The 19677-nt window shown below is 40.9% G+C and carries 16 protein-coding genes, 1 tRNA gene and 1 CRISPR repeat array; of the genes, 9 read left to right on the top strand and 8 right to left on the bottom strand.

Annotated features, from left to right (window positions below; all coding sequences use genetic code 11):
- Window positions 1-5 precede the first annotated feature (5 nt).
- The 3 genes from pqiB to rmf all read left to right on the top strand — a co-directional run bounded on the left by pqiB (window position 6) and on the right by rmf (window position 2630).
- A complete protein-coding gene (gene pqiB / locus V2H77_RS14525; RefSeq protein ID WP_341499362.1) occupies window positions 6-1655 on the top strand; it encodes an intermembrane transport protein PqiB in 1650 nt (549 codons plus the stop codon).
- The gene (gene pqiC, locus V2H77_RS14520) at window positions 1652-2215 is read left to right on the top strand and encodes a membrane integrity-associated transporter subunit PqiC (protein ID WP_341499361.1); all 564 of its coding nucleotides are present in this window, start codon (window positions 1652-1654) and stop codon (window positions 2213-2215) included. Before pqiB ends, pqiC begins: the two co-directional genes overlap by 4 nt.
- A gap of 247 nt (window positions 2216-2462) precedes the next feature.
- Complete coding sequence (gene rmf / locus V2H77_RS14515) at window positions 2463-2630, top strand: ribosome modulation factor (RefSeq protein WP_074524881.1); 168 nt, start codon at window positions 2463-2465, stop codon at window positions 2628-2630.
- Between the two features lie 1198 nt (window positions 2631-3828).
- Here rmf and fabA read toward each other — a convergent pair.
- Complete coding sequence (fabA, locus tag V2H77_RS14510) at window positions 3829-4347, bottom strand: bifunctional 3-hydroxydecanoyl-ACP dehydratase/trans-2-decenoyl-ACP isomerase (RefSeq protein ID WP_265378295.1); 519 nt, start codon at window positions 4345-4347, stop codon at window positions 3829-3831.
- Window positions 4348-4431: 84 nt separating this feature from the next.
- On the bottom strand, window positions 4432-6162 hold the full coding sequence (locus V2H77_RS14505; protein WP_341499360.1) for a Lon protease family protein: 1731 nt from the start codon (window positions 6160-6162) through the stop codon (window positions 4432-4434).
- A 211-nt stretch (window positions 6163-6373) separates the two neighbouring features.
- Between V2H77_RS14505 and matP the strand changes: the two genes are divergently transcribed.
- Complete coding sequence (gene matP / locus V2H77_RS14500; RefSeq protein WP_341499359.1) at window positions 6374-6829, top strand: macrodomain Ter protein MatP; 456 nt, start codon at window positions 6374-6376, stop codon at window positions 6827-6829.
- 263 nt (window positions 6830-7092) lie between these two features.
- On the opposite strand, the gene ompA is transcribed toward matP, so the two are convergent.
- Together ompA and sulA are read right to left on the bottom strand one after the other, a co-directional pair.
- Entirely contained in the window at window positions 7093-8193 is a 1101-nt protein-coding gene (ompA, locus tag V2H77_RS14495) for a porin OmpA (protein WP_265378292.1), read from the bottom strand.
- 558 nt (window positions 8194-8751) lie between these two features.
- Window positions 8752-9210 carry an SOS-induced cell division inhibitor SulA gene (gene sulA / locus V2H77_RS14490; RefSeq protein ID WP_341499358.1) on the bottom strand — a complete coding sequence of 153 codons (459 nt, stop codon included), beginning with the start codon at window positions 9208-9210 and terminating at the stop codon, window positions 8752-8754.
- A gap of 496 nt (window positions 9211-9706) precedes the next feature.
- Here sulA and V2H77_RS14485 point away from each other — a divergent pair, with 496 nt between their 5' ends.
- Window positions 9707-10309, top strand: a complete 603-nt coding sequence (locus V2H77_RS14485; protein ID WP_265378290.1) for a TfoX/Sxy family DNA transformation protein — start codon at window positions 9707-9709, stop codon at window positions 10307-10309.
- 59 nt (window positions 10310-10368) lie between these two features.
- On the opposite strand, the gene yccS is transcribed toward V2H77_RS14485, so the two are convergent.
- Window positions 10369-12510, bottom strand: a complete 2142-nt coding sequence (yccS, locus tag V2H77_RS14480) for a YccS family putative transporter (protein ID WP_341499357.1) — start codon at window positions 12508-12510, stop codon at window positions 10369-10371.
- A gap of 243 nt (window positions 12511-12753) precedes the next feature.
- On the opposite strand from yccS, the gene helD reads away from it, so the two are divergent.
- Window positions 12754-14808, top strand: coding sequence for a DNA helicase IV (helD, locus tag V2H77_RS14475; protein WP_341499356.1), 2055 nt, complete (start codon window positions 12754-12756; stop codon window positions 14806-14808).
- A 125-nt stretch (window positions 14809-14933) separates the two neighbouring features.
- On the opposite strand, the gene V2H77_RS14470 is transcribed toward helD, so the two are convergent.
- Window positions 14934-15392, bottom strand: a complete 459-nt coding sequence (locus V2H77_RS14470; protein ID WP_341499355.1) for a methylglyoxal synthase — start codon at window positions 15390-15392, stop codon at window positions 14934-14936.
- A 123-nt stretch (window positions 15393-15515) separates the two neighbouring features.
- Between V2H77_RS14470 and V2H77_RS14465 the strand changes: the two genes are divergently transcribed.
- A complete protein-coding gene (locus V2H77_RS14465) occupies window positions 15516-15929 on the top strand; it encodes a CoA-binding protein (protein WP_265378286.1) in 414 nt (137 codons plus the stop codon).
- A gap of 375 nt (window positions 15930-16304) precedes the next feature.
- Window positions 16305-17232: direct repeats of the CRISPR family, unit length 28 nt; unit sequence GTGCACTGCCGTACAGGCAGCTTAGAAA.
- A 52-nt stretch (window positions 17233-17284) separates the two neighbouring features.
- Here V2H77_RS14465 and hspQ read toward each other — a convergent pair.
- Window positions 17285-17605, bottom strand: coding sequence for a heat shock protein HspQ (hspQ, locus tag V2H77_RS14460; protein ID WP_036807155.1), 321 nt, complete (start codon window positions 17603-17605; stop codon window positions 17285-17287).
- Between the two features lie 223 nt (window positions 17606-17828).
- Between hspQ and yccX the strand changes: the two genes are divergently transcribed.
- On the top strand, window positions 17829-18107 hold the full coding sequence (yccX, locus tag V2H77_RS14455) for an acylphosphatase (protein ID WP_341499353.1): 279 nt from the start codon (window positions 17829-17831) through the stop codon (window positions 18105-18107).
- 13 nt (window positions 18108-18120) lie between these two features.
- Here yccX and tusE read toward each other — a convergent pair whose 3' ends face one another.
- On the bottom strand, window positions 18121-18450 hold the full coding sequence (tusE, locus tag V2H77_RS14450) for a sulfurtransferase TusE (protein ID WP_341499352.1): 330 nt from the start codon (window positions 18448-18450) through the stop codon (window positions 18121-18123).
- Between the two features lie 184 nt (window positions 18451-18634).
- Between tusE and V2H77_RS14445 the strand changes: the two genes are divergently transcribed.
- A tRNA-Ser gene (locus V2H77_RS14445) sits at window positions 18635-18722 on the top strand.
- Window positions 18723-19677 lie beyond the last annotated feature (955 nt).

The following is a 19677-nucleotide window of genomic DNA, read 5'->3' as shown; positions in this document are numbered from 1 at the left end:
TCAAGGTGACGGATAAAGTTGAAGACCAGAGTCAGGCTAAAATCGATAAAATTAAAAGTTGGTCGCCAGTCTGGATTGTGCCGATTGTCACCGTGCTTATTGGTGCCTGGATATTGTTTTATCATTTTAACCACCAAGGGCCGGAAGTAACATTGATTACCTCCAACGCGGAGGGCATTGAAGCCGGAAAAACTAAAATTAAAAGCCGTAGTGTGGATGTCGGCGTAGTTGAGAGGGTCATGCTGAGTGATAATCTTAGCCAAGTTATTATCAAGGCCCGGCTAAATGATGGCATGGAAAACTTATTACGCAGTGATAGCGCTTTTTGGGTAGTGAAACCGCAGATTGGTCGTGATGGAATATCTGGCCTTGGTACTCTTTTGTCCGGGGCTTTTATTGAACTTCAACCGGGAACGAACGGTGATGAAGAAGATAAGTTTAATTTGTTGGACTCACCACCATTGGCTTCGCCTGATGCAAAAGGTATCCGTGTCATCCTAATCAGTGATAAAGCAGGTCAGCTCAATCCGGGCGATCCGGTGTTGTTCCGTGGTTATCGGGTTGGTTCTGTTGAAACCAGCGAGTTTGAACCGAAATCGCATTTGATGAAATATCAGTTATTTATTAATGCGCCTTATGATGGTTTGCTGACAACTAATGTCCGTTTTTGGAAAGAGAGTGGTATTACCCTTGATATGTCTTCTCAAGGGGTACGTGTTGAAATGGCTTCGTTATCAACGCTATTTGGTGGTGGCGTCAGCTTTGATGTACCTAGGGGTTGGGAATTGGGTGAGCCAATTAAAGAAAAAGCCACTTACAAACTCTTTGATAACCAAAGAAGCATTCAAGATTCTTTATATACCAAGCATAAAGATTATCTGTTGCTCTTCTCTGATTCCGTCCGAGGATTACAGCCGGGTGCGCCGGTGGAGTTCCGCGGTATCCGTATGGGAACTGTGGCGAAAGTACCGTTCTATTCCGAGGGAATGAGACAGCGGCTGGATAACGATTTTCGTATTCCAGTACTTATCTCTATTGAGCCGGAGCGCTTTGAGAAGGAGTTAGGAGAAGGGTTTGATGTTGAGAAAGAGCTGAATAGCATAACTAAACGTGGTCTGCGGGCGTCTCTCAAATCAGGTAATTTGCTGACGGGGGCGCTATTTATTGATTTGGATTTTTATCCGAATGAAAAAGGGTGGGCTGGCCCATATGAAATTGCAGGCTATCCGCTACTGCCGACAATCAGTGGCGGCCTTGCTCAAATTCAACATAAGGTTATTGCAGCGTTAGATAAAATTAATAATATGCCGGTTGAGCCAATGTTTAATCAGGCTATTCGCACTTTGGAAGAGAGTCAGAAAGCGATAAGAAAAGCACAGCGGACCCTCGATGAATTGAATAAGGTGTTGGCAAATCCTGAAACCAAAGATCTGCCAAAAGATATACAGAAAACATTGCAGGAGTTTAACCGCAGTATGCAAGGTTTCCAGCCTGGCTCACCGGCTTATAACAAGATGTTGGATAATATGCAGCGATTAGATCAAGTGTTGAGTGAACTGCGACCTGTTCTGAGGACGTTGAATAATAAGAGCAATGCATTAATTTTTGAAGCTAAGCCAATTGAAGATCCAGAACCGAAAAAGGCTAAAAAATGATGAAAAGACTGGCATTAATTTTAGTGATTCTTATTTCTGCTTGTAGCAGTCAACCAGAAAAAACTTATTATCAATTGCCGGTAGTCACAATAGCATCACAAAAGAGTGCTACTGTGCAGCATGATCGCCAATTATGGGTGCAACGGGTTATGTTGTCCGATTATCTGTCATCCTCCGGTGTGGTATATCAAAGTAGTGATGTTAGTTATGTCAGTGCGGCGAATCACTTGTGGGCAAGTCCACTTGAACAACAGTTACAGCAAGTGTTAGTAACTGAATTAACTATGGCGTTGCCTCAGCGTTTAGTTTCTGCTCAACCACTGGTCAATAAACCAGATACCTTGGATGTGACAGTAACCAGTTTTCATGGTCGTTATGATGGTAAGGTGGTTTTGCAAGGTTACTGGACATTAACTTGTGAGGGGAGTGTCGTTAAACAGCCCTTTAATATAGAACTAAAACAGGAAGAAGATGGTTATGATGATTTAGTTCGTACACTGGCAACAGGATGGAGTCAGTTGGCGCAAACTATTGCCAATCAGTTAATTTCCCAATCGTAACCCCTCTGCCATTCTCCGAGTGTAAAACCTTTACGCTCGGAGAAAATCGGTATTATCGGTAGGATAAAAATTTCTCTTTATTATTAATACCTTATTCATTTTTTTGTATTGATATAACAAATATTACATTAATATGAATTTCTTGACTTGATTTTCAAAATTTATAGGGGTATTTCTAAATTGTGGTTGGATAAATGATGACCACTGTTTTCTTTCTACTGATCTAGCTTATGAGGTAAATAAAAGCATGAAGAGACAGAAACGAGATCGTTTAGCACGAGCATTATCGAGAGGGTACCATGCAGGTATTTTGGGGCGTCCAAGGGAGCATTGTCCCTATTATTCATTAGATGCCCGTTCTCATTGGTTAGGAGGGTGGCGTCAGGCTATGGAAGACAGGGCGACGATGGCTTAGTCTCTGCCAAACTGATGGTATAGGTAAGAAAAAACCTCCATTTCTCAATCAACGTGTATATATCCCAAATTTAATCTGACAGTGACTGATTGCTTATACAGATATCTGTCAGATTGAATCCTGCTAGTGGATTTGTAATAGGGTACGTATAGCAATTAATGTGCTGGTTTCCTATTTCTTGTATTGTTCTTTTGGGATTTCGTTTGCGAAATTTGATGAGATAGAATTCATGGCCGCCAGCTCATACACCCTATTTAACCTCCAATATGGCTGAATGGCTGATATTGCGGCCATCAAGTAATTTATCTACTAATGCGAAGGATAATGGCAGTAAGCAGGGTTTGATAAACATTTGTGACGTAATTGAACCTTATAGAGAGGGCTATATTCCGCATCCCCCTGGACTGCTATGGCTACATTTTCATGACTTGAATAGGCGGTTTGAAGCATTGATAAAAGTATCGACCCGGCACTATAAGTACATACCCACCGAAATCCTTGGGCGCGAGTAGGAGTGACTATTTTTCCAAGGCAATCGCCATTAGTGTTAGATGCTTGTAGCATCTCAATGGTACCTTCAATCTTATTTAGCGCTATGGCAGTTGGTGTAACAGTTAATGCTACGATTATGAGCAGTATTTTTCTGATGTTCATATAAATTACCCTTGGTTGTGTTTATCAATAATAATCAAAAATATTAAGTTTTATTAATGTTAAACCTGATATCAGTATGCTTTTATGAGCTTATTTGATATGTCAGGTTAATTTGAGCATAGCACAATTTGTCAATTGCATGCTAATTAGCCAGCAATAAACTAAATGCTTATATTGCAAGCCATTCAGATGTGGTTTTATGTTATTCTTGGTCGAGGTAGGTTATATACCCGTCATCTTTCAAGTTGCCTCTTTGTTGGCTGCACTCACTCACCCCGGTCACAGAGTTATCTATGCTCCCGGGGATTCGCTCCCTTGCCGTCGCGATGCATCTTGAAATCCATTGGGTATAGTTTGATTTTGAATCTCATACTCTAAGATATAACCGGAATTGCCTTTGAAGGGTAAAAACAATACCAAGTATTTTTTCAAGCAAATATTTTTTTCAAATAGTATGCTATTTGCTTGGTGGTGCGCTTTTAGAGAAAAAGGTGAAAAGCAATTAGCTAGTCACCTTCCTTTTCGATATGTTACTGCTTATTGATTAGAAAGCGCTGGTATCTTTAAACAAGCCCACTTTCAAATCCGTTGCTGTATAGATGATTTTACCATCTACTAACACTTCACCGTCAGCCAGCCCCATAATCAATTTACGGTTAATAACGCGTTTAAAGTTGATACGGTAAGTAACTTTTTTCGCTGTTGGTAATACCTGGCCAGTGAACTTAACTTCGCCAACGCCAAGGGCACGGCCTTTGCCTTCACCGCCTAACCAGCCAAGGAAGAACCCAACTAATTGCCACATGGCATCAAGACCAAGGCAGCCGGGCATTACCGGGTCGCCAATAAAATGGCAGTCGAAAAACCATAAATCAGGGGTAATATCCAGCTCAGCTTCTACATAGCCTTTATCGTAGGCACCACCGTTTTCTGTCATTTCAATGATGCGATCCATCATTAGCATATTACCAGATGGTAATGGAGGTCCATTTTCGCCAAATAACTCACTACGTCCAGATGCGATAAGATCTTCTTTTGTGTAGGATTTACGTTTATCAACCATAATTATCAGATAGCCTTATATTTAATGTAGGGTAAATAATAGAGTACACTTGTACGCTGAACAACTCCGATCAGACATTCTGAATTAACCCAGCCAGCGAAGAAACCACGGGAATTTAGGCCGTTCTTGATTATTCGCCTGTGTTATACGTTCTTGTATCATAGCTAACAAGTGTGTTTCTTGTTGATCATAATAAGGGATACCTGTTAATAAAGGCAGCGCTTCAGAAACATGTTTTACTGACCATAAATGAAATTTTTGCGCTTTTACCGCATCTACAACGGTTTGATTAAGACATAAATGATGAACGTTTGCTGCTGGTAGGATAACTCCCTGTTGACCAGTGAGCCCTCTGAGGCGGCATACTTCAAAGAAACCTTCGATTTTTTCGTTAATACCACCGATTGGTTGAACATAACCAAATTGATCTACCGCACCTGTGACAGCTAGTTGTTGATCAATAGGTTGCAGAGAAAGAGAGCTTATCAGTGCGCATAATTCGGCAAGAGAGGCGCTGTCGCCGTCAACTTCACCATAGGACTGTTCAAACACAATGGATGCTGAGAAAGGTTGTGGTTGATCCAATTTTAGCTCGGAAATCAAAAACGCCTGCATAATCATCATGCCTTTCGCATGGATATTGCCACCTAACTCAACTTTTCGTTCAACGTCAATAAATTCCCCGTCTCCTATATGAGCCACGCAAGTGATACGGGATGGTTCTCCCACTGGATCAGGATGGCCGGGATACTCCAGCACAGATAATCCGTTAATTTGGCCAATGACCATGCCTTGGGTACGGATAAGAATCTGGCCTTGATGAATTTCATCTAAACCACGTTCGGGCAGATAGTTGTAACGCCAGCGGCGATTTTCCTCTGCTTGTTTAATTGATTGAGCTGTAATCTGATTTTTTTGCTGATAGAGTGCCGCAGTAGTCAGTTGTCGTTGTAGCCAGAGAATATCCAAAGGCAGGCGGTGTTGATCTTCTACGTGGCGGATTGCTTGTTGTACAAGCTCAGGCCAGGCATTATGATTCAATGGCGGTAATTGCCATTGCTGAATGAGTCCATTGATATAATTGCACCACAGACTTAAATCGTGCTCATTATGAAATGGCATATCCAGCTCAAATTCACCATATAGCGCGCTTTTTGCTAATTCAGGTTCTGTAGCCTGGAATTCGTCAAGGCTTAGATGATCTCCAACCAGGATCAGACGTAGCTTTAACGGCATAGAGGGGATAGGTAATGGTAACGGCTTATTGCCATCTGGAGATAACCACTCAAAGCGTTGTTGAATAATCATCTGTTTCAGGCGAACCCACATTAATGGCTGAGAAAGTAGGGTACGTAACGACAGAATAAGTACACCACCATTTACCTGATGAATCAGACCGGGTTGTAAGTGAATTTCTCCGTTGTGAGAATGGAAGCTGCCAAATAATTGTTCTGCTTCTATCCATTCACGATAAGCGACGCGTAATTCAGGTGTGAAATGGCCTTCTGTTGATGGTTGCCAGCTAATTTTCTGTTGCTGAATGTGATAATTGCCACCAATTTGGGGAAGTTCTTTCGTGAGCAATGGATGGATAGATTCAGCTAACGCTGACAAATAAGTATCACATTCTTCAGCTTTCAGTAGCATAAAAGGCTGGCGGGAATCCATCCGGCAAAAAAGCTGCAAACCACTATGTAGCCGTGATTGAACGGCTTCCATACTGGCAGGCGCCTGTTGGGAAGCAGAATGAAAAAGCGCATCATAAGGAGCGCAATTCGGCAGTAATGCCTGCCAGTCTAGTTTGTTAGTGGTCAAAATGATCGCTATATATTGTAAAGTAGGAAAACATCGATTATACAAGATTAAGATATAAACCAACATAACATGCTTGAATGTTTGCTATTGTAGACACTTTATGTAAAACATAATTTGATCAAAAAACAGATATTAATCAGTCTGGCTATAAGCAATTTACTAAAATAGTTGTTATGCTTATTTTTAGTTACGCTGTCACCGAGAAAGCAAGATGAAATATCAACAACTGGAAAATTTGGAATGTGGCTGGAAGTGGGCTTATCTGATGAAAAAACATCAAGAAGGCGAGCCGATTACTAAATATATTGAAAACAGTGCCGCTCATGCAGCAGTTGATAAACTCATTGAGCTTGAGAGTGAACCGGTGAAGGTACTGAAATGGATTGAGCAGCATATGAATCCTGATTTATTCAACCGGATGAAACAAACTATCCGTGCTCGGCGTAAACGGCATTTTAATGCAGAACATCAGCATACTCGTAAGAAATCCATCGATTTAGATTTTCCCGTGTGGCACCGCTTATCTGCACTTTCTCAACGACGGGGTAATACGCTGTCCGAAACTATCATCCAGTTAATTGAAGATGCTGAACGGAAAGAAAAATATGCTAATCAAATGTCCAGCTTGAAACATGACTTGGAAGCTATTCTGGGTAAGAAAGAGTAATTTCAGTTGTTTATAGGTTGGTATCGCAACAAGCGCCTTAATCAGTTTGATATACCCGTCATCTTTCAAGTTGTCTCTTTGTTGGCTGCATCCGCTCACCCGGTCACATAGTTATCTATGCTCCCGGGGATTCGCTCCCTTGCCGTCGCGATGCATCTTGAAATCCATAGGGTATATAAAATTCCACTATTGGTAAAAGAAAACCCCATCTGACAATGGGGCTTTCTGCGCTTTCGATGATTAATTATAACCAAGAAAGGCTATTATTGAGCAGATTGTGCTTGAGTAACAACTTCTTTAATGCCCTGAATCTCGATCTCTACGCGACGATCTGGCGCCAGGCAGTTGATTAGGTTAGGTTTGCGAACCTTATCACAGGTAGAACCGGTGACAGGATTTGCTTTACCGTGGCCTTCTGCGTTGATGCTGCCGGCAGGGATACCTTTAGATATCAGATGGTCAACTACGCTTTGCGCGCGTTTTTGAGATAGTTCCTGATTGTAAGCGTCTTTACCGATACGGTCAGTGTAGCCTAAAACCAGTACTTTGCCCTGATTTGGGTCGATGTTTGCTAACTCAGTATAGAGTTTATCCAAAGTACGCTTACCTTCGGCTTTCAGCTCAGAACTTGCAAATTCGAACAACACGTCAGAACGCAGGGTAAAACGTTTATTTTCAACAACGGGTGCTGGCGCTGGAGTTGGAGCAACAACCGGAGCTGGAGCAACAACTGGCGCTGCTGCTTCATCTTGGCCGAAACGGTAAGAAACACCTACGCTTAACAGACCGTTATCAGGACGTGCGCCTACTGAACTTGCATCACCGACATTGTTAACCCACTGGTAGTCCAGACGAGTCGCCCAGTCTTTAGTTATCGCATACTCAACACCGATGGCTGCCAGTGGAGAAACGCCGGTGTCATGATTTTTCAGATGAGTATTGGTTGCGCCGTAATTTGCTTTGGAATCTGCCCGCCAAACCATACCACCTAGGCGAGTATAGACATCCAAGTCATCCATAATTGGATAGCTCAGTTTGGTTGCCAATTGGAAACCGTGGGCTTTGAAGGCACCATTATTGACGCTGCCTTTGTAAGACATGCGACCTAACCAGTCATAACCTATTTCAAAACCTAGGTATGGATTGGCTTGATAACCTAAAAAAGCACCCGCACCCAATTGGTTTTTGTGAGTAGGGCCATTACCGATTGCACTGGTATAACCGTTGCCGTAGAAGTTTACGTCATGGTATTGGGACCAACCCAACTTACCACCGGTATACCAAGTGTTGTCTTTTGGAGCTGCTTGCGTTGCAGTTGTGAAAGCGGCCACTGCCACTGCTATCGCGATAGCTGTCTTTTTCATTTTAACGCCTCGTTATTATCATCACCCAATAGGCAATTGGCTTTGGGAGCCTTTTTACTGACTGCCTATCCCATTAGGCTTTCATTTGCCATTCTTTGTAATAAAAGCGAGCACTGAATTGTGCTCAAATTCTCCGGTACCATTATTGTGTGTACGCTTTGAATTTTGCGCGCTTCCGTGTTCACTATTCACCCATAAGAATGACCTGCACTAATTTAGCATCTTTTAATATCTACTAAGATAGGCTGTTGAGCCATATTGATTAAAAACTCAGTTAGGAATACTGCACTTTCATAAAACCGGTGGACCAGACAATACAAGGGTACATAAGTGCAGTAACCTTTAATGGTGTAAAGTCTACAACGAAGTTAAAAAGTTACAAGTGCCCCTTGATTAATAGAGTAAAAAATTTAAAAGATAATGTATGGTTTTTTAAAAAAATTTACTATTCTTTACAACTAATCTTACCTTAATTAATTGATTTTAATTGTGATTAGTGATTTTCGGTCTGAATTGGTTATTTTGTGTTATAAATATTGCGATAATTCCTAGTTTTAGTCAATGATAGTAAATGGAATGGATTTTTAGTAAATCTGCTCGCGATTCAGCACAGTTGGTTTCTTTATTTGCATCTTGTGGGCGCATAATAAAGCCCAGTGCATGGCCTTTTTGTGCCGCAGCCCGTAATTTTACGGTATCTCTTTCTGATAACTTTGGTAACCAGCCAAGTACCACGCTGTAATTACCACTCGCCAATGCTCTTGCCATTGCTTCTACCGTTGTAATGGAGCTGATGCGATTTAATTGGACAATCTTATCTAAAGGTAATCCGGAGTTAATTAACCATTGGCGGCTCAGTTTCTTATGTGGACTAACCCATAGCAACCAGCGGGCTTCATTTCCTGATTGGCGTAACAAAGGTAGCAATATACGATTAATGACAGCTTGGTTATCGCTATATTGGTTATCACTATATTGGTTATCACTATAAATCAATTCACTCACTATACCCGTCATCTTTCAAGTTGCCTCTTTAGTTGGCTGCACTCACTCACCCCGGTCACATCGTTATCTATGCTCCCGGGGATTCGCTCCCTTGCCGTCGCGATGCATCTTGAAATCCATAGGGTATATACCTTCCGCTATACCTTCTTTAGCCTCTTTCACTACCCGTTCTCTTCTGGCTGAATTATCTTGTGTAGGTGATAACTGCTTTTTGGCTGACTGATGTTTAGAAGGGTAAACCCAGGATGATTGAATGCCCATAATGAACCTCGCTACAATTAACTGTATTAATATACAGTATCTTCATGTTAGGCTAAGATCAAGTCTATTTTTTCAAAGAGCTTCGCAAATATTGACTGTAAATGGCTGTAAACTCATTTAACCATTGGCAGAGAAAATTAGATTGCGTATGTTTTTAATTGCTTGTTCCTGTTATTTATTTTGCTAATAATTGGGGCAAATCTATGGATAAGAGATTTATTTGCACAAAACTCATGGAGTGATCTGTATGTTTTTGTCTGAGGTGCGTTTTACTCAACTCAAAAATGGTTTTTCTTCGTTTGGGACATTGACAAGGAAGCCACAGTTTGGCGGTTACAGTCTGTTAGCTGATGGGATTATGTTCGCTATTATTGCTGATGGAGAATTATATTTACGAGGAAATGGACATGCTGAGGTACTATTTAAAGCCAGAGGAATGAAAAACTATATTTACTCGAAAAAGGGAGTGCCTGTAACTTTGCGTTATTACCAAGTTATTGAATCACTTTGGCAAGATCAAGAGTTGTTATCTCAATATGCGCATTTGGCTTATCATTACTCATTTATTGAAATGGCGGGTAAAAAGAAAATGCCAGAGCGTTTAAAGGATTTGCCTAATCTTGGAATGTCTTTGGAACGTCAGTTATGGAAAGTTGGAATATGTAAAGTTGAAGATTTGCGGTTGTTAGGCGCTAAAGCCAGTTATTTAAAACTACATCAATATAAAAGAAAATTTAATGTTAGTTTATTACTTGCTTTGGCTGGTGCAATTGAAGGATGTCATTCAGCCGTTTTACCGGTACAGATCCGTAATGATTTATTACGTTGGCACAAGGAGCTGGCTTGTTAGATCTTTATCGTGAATAGCTAATAAAAGGGGCAGCCAACTGCCCCAGTATATCAATCTGGTTATAATTGATTAATTTGTTTAATGGTATTAACGATTTCAGGTAGCAATTCTATTAATAAACCGGTTTGTTGCAATACCAGTTGCTCTTTACTATTTCTTTCTACCGGAGCTTGCTCGATTCTTTTCGCTATGTTGGCAGGTATTTGCTTAATTCCATCATCATCTATTAATGCTGGTCTTAATGCTGTATCGACATAACAAATAGCATCATTAAGAATATCCAGGATAACTTCATTATCCAATTTATCTCGATGTGCTCCCAACGCAGAGATGTAACTTAGCATGGTGTGATTTAGGCACAGTAGCCGGAATGCTTTTTCTTGAGAAGTCTGGTCACTTTTCGGCTCGGCAGACATGTTTGAAATAACGGATACCAGTTCTGCGTCACTATTATGGGCATCGCGACGGGCAATTCGATAGTTCAACCCATTATTTTTTCCCTGATGATATTGAACTGAAATGGCATCAAGGTAGCGACAATTGGCGTTCATCGTCCGGTTTATCACTTGTGATAACTGGCGAAATTTCCAGTCTGGCCAAATGAAATTTACGGCTAACCAGGCGCTACCACAACCAATTAATGTATCAATAATTCTTGGTAACGCGACTTCAAAGCCTTCACCTAGCAAATTGAAGCATAATAATACCAGTAATGTGATAAACAGGGTTGCATGTGCATACTGGGTATTACGGAAGACGAAGAATAGTACACCAGAAATAACAATTAGCACCAGTTGCCCCTCAATAGATGGCACAAAGTAAAGGATTGGCAAGCCGATCAATACGCCGGCAACGGTTCCTATTATTCTCAGTGTCAAACGGCGGCGGGTAGCGCTGTAGTTAGGTTGGCAAACAAACAGGCTGGTTAGTAAAATCCAATATCCATGTTGTAAATCCAACAACTGGATCATGGTGTAGCCACTACATAGCAGAACAGACATCCGGATTGCATGGCGGAACAGGGCTGATTGTGGGGTTAGGTGACGGTTGAGCCTTAAACAGATGTCACGCCAGCCAGTCAACGTTTCGTCAGATAGTTGAATTTCATCTTTTTTGTTTTTGGAAAGATTGTCTCGTCCAGAACTCATGCTGGCTAATTGCGCATCAATCGCACGCAGGTTTTTCAGCAAATTATATAAGGCGGTAATCTTGAGGTTATGTTTCTGTTGCTTATTGAGTTGTTGTAGGGAACTTTCCAAATAGTTAAATGCACGTTCAGTACGCGGATTGTGTTGGTATAGTTTGTGCCAACGTATTGATTGAGCAATCTGTTCACATGCACGGGCTTGCATAGAGAGGAGACGTTGAAAGCGGAACAGAATATCGCTGTAACGAAAAGTATGAAGTAGGCTTTGATATTGCACATGAGATGAACTTGCACGTTCGTGAATATCTTGCGCAACAAAGTAATAGTGCAGAGTGTTGTGGGTTCCACGTTGGCCGCTATCACCTTTCAGACGGGTCAGTAGGGAGGCTTTGGCTTGATTTAGTGTGTTAACTAAAACACTGTTTGCCATTGCCACATTAACGACGGATTGCTGATATCCTTCTTCTATTATATCGGGATCAAACAGGCTAGCTTTGGCATCAAGGTAAACGGCAAGTTGTTGGTAACAGCGTGCCAGATTGTCCTGTAATGGACGGATAGGGAACAATAAATGGCCGGTTAGGGTTAGCAGGTTATACCAGATTGCACCTGTCAGCAATAATAGTGGTTGTTGATACCATAGTGGGAAAATAGAGGTACCGAGCATGGTATAAATTGCGATCAGTAATGCCCCAAATGCAATAGTGGCATAACGTTGACCGAGGGCGCCCAGTAAGATAAAACTGCAAGTGGATAACGCCAGCCCGATGGTAAAAAGCCAAGGATAAGGGAACAGTAATTCAATAGAGGCTGAAGCGATAAAGAAAGAAATCAGTGTAATCACTAGATTACGTAAACGACCAGTCAGACGATCATCAAGATCAGCGAGTGCTGCGGCAACAACGCCCAAGGTCAATGAGATAGTTATTTTAGGCTCTTTATCCAAAAACCAAGGCACTAGTGTTGTTCCAGCCAAGGCTATTAGGATACGGTTATAATAGAGAAAATGACTGTTATAAAGAAAACGGCGCAGACCGGAGAAAACAGTTAGCACAAAATACCCCTGAGGTAATAATAGCCGTCATATACCCGTTATCTTTCAAGTTGCTTCTTTGTTGGCTGCACTCACTCACCCCGGTCACATAGTTATCTATGCTCCCGGGGATTCGCTCCCTTGCCGTCGCGATGCATCTTGAAATCCATAGGGTATAAATAACTATTATGATAAAAGGTTTATTAGTGATAAAAAACTCTTATAAGACATAATTCAACTATTTTTTAGGTATGGCGCTCGATAATGGAACTTAAAGCAACACAAATTGGTCAACGTCTTGCTCAGCATCCTTATAATCGGGTGCGTTTGCTGAATGCGGGTATTGAAGTCAGTGGTGAAAAGCATCAATACCTGATCCCATTTAACCAGTTAATTAATATCCAGTGTAAACGAGGAATTGTCTGGGGTGAGTTAGAGTTTGAACTGCCCGATAGACAAGCGGTTCGTCTTCATGGCACTGAATGGCGGCAAACTCAGCGTTTTTACCATTATCTGCTTGGTGAATGGCAGAAATGGAGCCAAGAAATGAGTGATATTAGTGCTAATGTACTGGCAACTCAGGTTAGTGAAATCAACAGAATTGACCAACAGAATCGCTGGTTTAAAAAAACGGATTTGTTCCAGTTACAACAGCGGATTCAGGCAGCGTTTCAGGCTTTACCATTGCCGTTACAGCGTCTGGAACAATTTGATCATTGCCGGGATGGTTATCAAACGTGTTTGCGCTGGCTTGAGAATGGCGAAAAGCTTGTTGAAAAGATGAATTTGCAATGGACAGAACGCATGTTGGAGCAACATCGTGACTTTTTTCAGCGGGTTGAAACATCTCCGTTAAATCTTTCTCAGAGTTTGGCTGTTGTTAACGATGAAAATTCAGTTCTGGTTCTTGCTGGCGCGGGGAGTGGAAAAACATCGGTGTTAGTCGCGAGGGCGGGTTGGCTATTGCTTTGCCAGCAGGTGATTCCCGAACAGATATTACTGTTAGCCTTTAATAATCAGGCTGCCAATGAGATAAATGAGCGGATTCGTCTTCGTCTTGGTGTGAATGATATTAAAGTAGAAACGTTTCATGCTCTGGCGTTGCGTATCATTCAGCAAGGAAATAATAAAGTACCAAAAATCAGCGAATTGGAAATTGACGAGCAAAAAAGAAGAGATTTTTTGATTAAACATTGGCAACAACAATGCAGTGAGAAGAAAGCACATGCCAAAGGTTGGCGGGAATGTCTGACGGAAGAGTTGAAATGGGAAGTGCCGGAAGGTGAATTTTGGCACGATGAACAGCTTGCTAACCGTTTGTCAGACCGGCTTGAGCGTTGGTTGGGTTTGATGCGTATACATGGTGGTAGTCAGAAGGCGATGATAGAGCAAGCTCAGGAAGAGTATCTGGATCGGTTTCAAAAATGTATTCGCCTGATGGGACCTTTATTAAAGGCGTGGAAATCTGCATTAAAAACAGAAGGTGCTGTTGATTACTCAGGGTTAATCCATCAGGCAGTGAATATTCTGGATAAAGGGCGGTTTATCAGCCCGTGGAAGCATATTTTGGTTGATGAGTTTCAGGATATTTCACCATTAGGGGCCAAATTGCTCACTGCATTGCGAGCGCAAAATAGCCAAGGTTGCCTGTTTGCCGTAGGGGATGACTGGCAAGCAATATATCGTTTCAGTGGTGCGGAACCGACGTTGAATACCGTATTTGCTGATTATTTTGGTAAAGATGCTGAATGTGTATTGGATATCTCTTATCGGTTTAATAATAGGATTGGTGAGATTGCTAACACGTTTGTGCAGCAAAACCCAAATCAATTAAGGAAGCCGCTAAATAGTTTGATTAAGGGTAATAAAAAATCAATTGTTATCTTACCAGAAGATCAGCTTGAATCTTTATTGAATAAAATGAGTGGCTATGTCACCGAGCAGGAAACGATTTTATTACTAGCACGTTATCACTATTTAAAACCTGAATTACTGAAAAAAGCAGCAACTCGTTGGCCTAAACTGAAAATAGAGTTTATGACTGTTCATGCTTCCAAAGGACGACAAGCGGATTATGTGATTATTCTTGGTTTGCATCAGGGACAAGATGGTTTTCCTGCATCAGCAAGGGAATCTGTGATAGAGCGGGTTTTATTGCCGCCGCCGGAAGATTTTCCGGATGCGGAGGAGCGTCGCCTTTTGTATGTTGCATTAACACGGGCGAAGAAACAGGTGTGGTTGATGCAGGATAAGAAGAATCCATCGGTGTTTGTGCGTCAATTAGAGCGGTTAAATGTGCCTGTTCAACGTAAACCTTGAGGTTTTGCTTTGGCTAAAATATTCAGGGCTATCATGGGATATCTTTGCTGGAAATCCCACTCTTGCTTTTTCCTAAGTATCTGGCTTGGAGCAAGCGTGTAGTTGTAGGTATATGTTGTAAAGACTTATTTCAGACGTTCATTCAAATAGTTTTGATAATCAGGCACTTGAATATTTACTGATTCAGAAAACAGAGGAGAACTAACAATAAAATCCGCAGACGCCAGATTGGTTGCAACTGGGATATTCCATACAGTAGCGAGGCGTAACAGTGCTTTTACATCAGGATCATGAGGCACGGCATTAAGTGGGTCCCAGAAAAATATCAATACATCAATTTTCCCTTTTGAGATTAGAGAACCAATTTGTTGATCTCCACCCATTGGGCCACTCAGCATATTGGTAACGGGTAATCCGGTTTCATTCTGAATCAGATTACCGGTTGTGCCGGTGGCGTATAAATGATGTTTTTTGAGTAAATTTTTATGTTTTTTGGACCAGGTTAGTAGCGAAATTTTACAATGGTCATGTGCAATAAGCGCTATATTTTTAGAAGCTGCCATTGTGCGGGTTGTTAATTCCATAAGGATACCTTTGATAATCGTTGTCGTGTTTTCGAACGTAGTGAGTTCAATTGATAACAATGTTTATCATATACATTGATATAAATAAGCAAAGTAAAAATATCGGATTTTAAGGAGTAATAAATGAGTGACCAGCAAATTGCGAACATACTGAGACGAGTGAAAACTATCGCGTTGGTAGGTGCGAGTGAAAAAACTGCTCGCCCAAGTTATAGAGTTATGGCTTATTTACTGGAGCAGGGCTATCAGGTGATTCCAGTCAGCCCGAAGCTTGCCGGACAAACACTGCTTGGGCAACGAGTGTATGCACAACTGACAGATATTCCACAACCTGTTGATATGGTTGATGTGTTCCGTAATGCTGAAGCTGCATATGACATTGCGCAAGAAGCTATAGATATCAAAGCAAAAGTGCTTTGGTTGCAACTTGGTGTTATTAATGAGCAAGCAAAAGTGTTGGCAGAGGAAGCAGGCTTGGATGTTGTTATGGATCGCTGTCCAAAAATTGAAATTTCAAGATTGGGACTTGAGAAATAATATTTTTCAGTTTGGATTGCTTAGTTCCTCATCGGTGGATGGGGGGGACTTGGAAAATATCCAATACAGACTTAAGGGACTGGATATTCAGCGGAACTTACTTCTCTAAACATCTTATAAAATCTATTTTTACAGTTATTACAATACATTAGGTAAGTTTAGTTATTTTAATGACAGCTAAGTTTGCCAGAATCTACATTTTTGTTGCTATGAAGATAAGGCGTTTTTTCTGTACTCCAGTTTTGACCCTTTTTTATCATCAAAAATTAACCGATTGATTTAAAAGAGAAATAAAATATCTCTTCAAAAAAGGGTTTTTTCATTTTTTATCACTATATTCTTTAACAGTCAGCAACTTAAAGTTAATATGTAACAGTGCACTGCCGTACAGGCAGCTTAGAAAAATAACATGGGGATGACTGCCCAAGATTCAGCGTGCACTGCCGTACAGGCAGCTTAGAAAAATAACATGGGGATGACTGCCCAAGATTCAGCGTGCACTGCCGTACAGGCAGCTTAGAAATCCAGTTCTTAAATTATTGATTTCACAACTCTGTGCACTGCCGTACAGGCAGCTTAGAAAGCAAAGCGCCAGTGGATCGCTGCTTTCGCTGAGTGCACTGCCGTACAGGCAGCTTAGAAAAGTCAGTGAGCGGCTGCCTGACATTATCACGTGTGCACTGCCGTACAGGCAGCTTAGAAAGTATAATTGCGGCGTAGAACTGGCGTTAGCGTGTGCACTGCCGTACAGGCAGCTTAGAAAGTTTCGAGATTACTGCAATGATACATTTGGACGTGCACTGCCGTACAGGCAGCTTAGAAATTTTGGTAAAAAACAAGCCGTCTGGTCGATAGGTGCACTGCCGTACAGGCAGCTTAGAAAGGGAGCTAATTTCCCCAAAGTCGGGGGTGGAAGTGCACTGCCGTACAGGCAGCTTAGAAACAATATCCTCATCTGCTGTTGCTATTCCCAACGTGCACTGCCGTACAGGCAGCTTAGAAACCTTGCCCGAAACTGTAATCGCTGCTCTCGTCGTGCACTGCCGTACAGGCAGCTTAGAAAAGATCGCAAGTAATAGTAATCAACATTATCAGGTGCACTGCCGTACAGGCAGCTTAGAAAATTGAATTCAAACCTGATTTAGGACCTTCTGAGTGCACTGCCGTACAGGCAGCTTAGAAAGTTTAAATAAGCGTCAAGTTCACGAGATGTAGGTGCACTGCCGTACAGGCAGCTTAGAAACATAAATACATCGGCGCTGAATCCGAGCATAGGTGCACTGCCGTACAGGCAGCTTAGGCAGCTTAAAAATACGATAACTGCCTTAGATTGCTTAAGGGGTATAAGGGGAGTATTAATTGCGTAGTCTTGGGGCTAATAGCTGATTGCGGATGGACTCTGCTAGCTCATCTAGAGAAGGTTGCTCTGGATGTTCATCAGATGTTTCATAGGCTAATTGTGCTTCTGCTAAATAAGTATGTACGGGTTGACCGTTGTCATCTTCCATCACAACGTGATACCAAGGAGCGGAACGCAAGGTAGCATTGGATGCAATGTCATCCTCTTGGGGTTGTTCCAGAGAATATTCCACATCAATGTCTACGATGACTCCTAAATAACCCAGAAGTTTGTGACGTACTTGTTGGCCGATACCGAATTTGCTGGCGATAATCATAGTCACCTCCAAAGAAGATCTTGCATTGACATTGATATAAGGGCAGTAAGGTGAATTACAAGAGCATACCCGGTGGTTGAAGTCTTTTTTTGCTTTAAAATTGCGAGTGCGACTTCATCTATTTCAGGTTAGCTGTAGTAAATATAAAACACAACCGACAGTCGCATGCTTAACTATATATGTGAGCGATACCGCAACGTGATTGGGTTGATAGGGGGTAATTATGATTAAATGTGGAGTAACAATTTATGTTTATGGCCGGGTTCAGGGAGTCGGGTTTCGTTATCAAACTTTTCGTTGGGCAAAACTTAATAATCTGACAGGTTATGTCTGTAATTTACATGATGGTAGTGTAAAAATCGTAGCTTATGGTGATAGTGAACAACTAAATAAATTAACCCATTGGCTGGAGCAAGGTGGTCCGCCGGGAGCACGGATAGATAATTTGTCATCTCAATCCTGCGCAGTGGAGGATATTGCAGATTTTAGTGTCCGCCACTGAGCTAGATTATTGATTAGATACATTTTACTGGTTTCGGCAGTCCGGCTATCTTAGTTGCCTGTTTTGCTGGTCCTTTGGGAAACAGACGGTAAAGATAGCGGCTGTTACCTTTTTCTTCGCCATACTTTTGTGCGATTGCTTTTACTAACATACGGATAGCTGGGGATGTATTAAATTCCTTATAAAACTCCCGGATAAAATGAATGACTTCCCAATGCTGTTCAGTCAATGTGATTTCTTCCTGTTCGGCGAGGAGTAAAGCTATTGTTTCCTGCCAGTCACTACTGTTTTTCAGATAACCTTGCGCATCGGTTTCGATTTCTTGGCCTTCGAATACCAACATAATTATTAATAACCATCAAAGAAAAGTAGCTGTAATTTAGCAAAAATCACTTCTGTACCCAAGGATAGTATGCACATGTGCGGATAAAATAAGCCAATGATAGTGAAAAAGAGTAAATTTACGGCAGTCGAGCAGGAAGAGGCTTTACATCTGTCTCGGTGCTGTTTATAGTGCACGCCATTGCGGAGGGGTGGCCGAGCGGCTTAAGGCAGCGGTCTTGAAAACCGCCGATGGGAAACCATCCGAGAGTTCGAATCTCTCCTCCTCCGCCACTTCTCATTCTACTCACGTATTATAAAGTCTACTTTTTCCAATAAAATCAATAAGAATAGTGAAATATGGTCATGCTTCCGTATGATGGTTGCGAGCTAGTAGAAAAACATTACAAAAATGGCTGCGCATGCCACCTAACTTATGAAGTTTCATGATCTCTGAATATGCTGGTGCGTCACTATTAAAATTGGTGACAAAAATTTTACAGTAAATAAAAAAATTATCTGATCTTGAGATTTTTTAATTTCGCTAGACTGGGTATTTATCGAATTATATAGATTGTAATCTCTGAATGGGTTTGCCTAATAATGCTCACTCAAATTGTCGTTAGTCCATTTTGTTTTTATAATTATATTAGAGTGCAATGACAAGGTAGGGATGTCAAACTCACTATCATTATAAATTCCAATGGATTGACCAGAGTTTATATATAATCTTCGTTCTATTATTTTTTTATCATTGCAGTTATTTAGCAGCATATATTACAAGCGATCTTATCTGTAGGGTTAATGTTTATTCTGAGTGGTTAAATGCTTAAATTTATTATTGATGTGAAAGTGGATTGGTAAATATAATTGGGTGTGGAATATATTCATGAGCTAGATAATATAATATTTGATGGCTTAATTGATTGGATTTCAATTAACCAATTTAATAGTTGTATATATACGTTGTATCCGGAATTATTGATTTTACTCATAATGAATAATAATTACAAGTTGATGATTTACAACCGTTTGTTATTTTTTGCCCTATATGTGATAAATGTCAAATAATATTTTTATAATTAATTTTTAATTGGAGTGTATGTGATTTTTTAGAATTAAAAATAAGGTTTTATAGGTTTTTATTTTTTTAATGTAAAGAATTAATTTGATTTTTAATTGCAATAATATAGTTAATTTAAAATTGTCTTTTTAAAATGTCAGGATATAATAAAGTTTTGTCTGATGG

Origin of the sequence: Photorhabdus sp. P32 (genome assembly GCF_038085095.1) — a bacterium.
GTDB lineage: Bacteria > Pseudomonadota > Gammaproteobacteria > Enterobacterales > Enterobacteriaceae > Photorhabdus > Photorhabdus luminescens.
The sequence above is the reverse complement of the archived record's forward strand: the minus strand, read 5'-3'. Positions and strand labels throughout refer to the sequence as shown.